This is a genomic window from Kitasatospora sp. NPDC094028 (assembly GCF_049543595.1).
In the GTDB taxonomy this organism is placed as follows: Bacteria; Actinomycetota; Actinomycetes; order Streptomycetales; family Streptomycetaceae; genus Kitasatospora.
On sequence record NZ_JBMVFA010000127.1, the window covers coordinates 1 to 1,082 of the forward strand.

General features: G+C 71.3%; 1 protein-coding gene. It reads right to left on the minus strand.

All coding sequences use genetic code 11. The features are described from left to right. Positions 1–1,082 (minus strand): amino acid permease (locus tag ACPC54_RS42285; protein ID WP_498973094.1); only part of this gene is annotated, 1,082 nt, incomplete at both ends.

The following is a 1,082-nucleotide window of genomic DNA, read 5'->3' on the forward strand; positions in this document are numbered from 1 at the left end:
CCGTAGTAGACGGTCTGGTAGCCGCTGCCCTGGATCGACCAGTACGAGAAGGCCAGCGCCAGGACGGTGACGGTGACGTCCCGCGCGAAGCGGCGCCGGTCCAGCTCCTCCCGACCGTGCAGCACCAGCCAGTACAGCTGGGCGGCGGCCGAGACCAGGTACGGGATGACGGCGGTGAGCACGCTCAGCAGCACGATCTCGGTGAACACCTTCGTGAACCGGGTGTAACTGATCACGGTGAGCACCGACGCGAGGACCGTCGCCGAGACGATGCCGAAGGCCGGCACCTCGCCGCGGCCCCGGGTGCCGGCGAAGGCGGCCGGGAACAGTCCGTCGCGTGCGGCGGCCATCGGCATCTCCGCGCAGATCATGGTCCAGCCGTTCAGTGCCCCGAGCCCGGAGATGATCGCCGCGAGGGCGACCAGGTTCCCGGCCCAGGTGCCGCCCGCGATGTTGTTCATCGCGTCCGTGAACGGCGCGGCGGAGGCGGCGAGCCGGTCGTGCGGGACGGCGCCGAACACCGCCAGGGTGCCGAGCAGGTAGATCGCCGCGCAGGCCAGGGTGCCGTAGACGGTCGCCCGGGGCACGTTGCGCTTCGGGTCGCGGACCCGCCCGGCCGCCACCGAGGCGGTCTCCAGGCCGATGTAGCTGAACAGGGCGATCGCGCCGGCCGCCGAGACGGCGCCCAGCGCCGAGCCGCCGCTCGCGTTGAAGGCCCCGAAGTTGCCGGACTTCACGAACAACAGGCCGGCCGTCGCCATGAACGCCAGCGGCAGGAACTTCAGCACCGTGGTGACGACCTGGAAGGCCCCGATGCTGCGCACGCCGGCCAGGTTGACGATCGCGGGCAGCCACAGGCCCACCAGGGCGATCGTGATCGAGGCCCAGGTGTGGTGGCCCTTGTTGACGAACACCTCGACGTAGCCGACCCAGGCCACCACGATGGCCGCGTTCCCGGCCCAGGCCGTGATCCAGTACGACCAGGCGGTGAGAAACCCGGCGAACTCGCCGAACGCCTCCCGGGCGTAGACGTACGGGCCACCGCTGCCCGGCACCCGCTCCGACAGCCGCCCGAAGGTCAC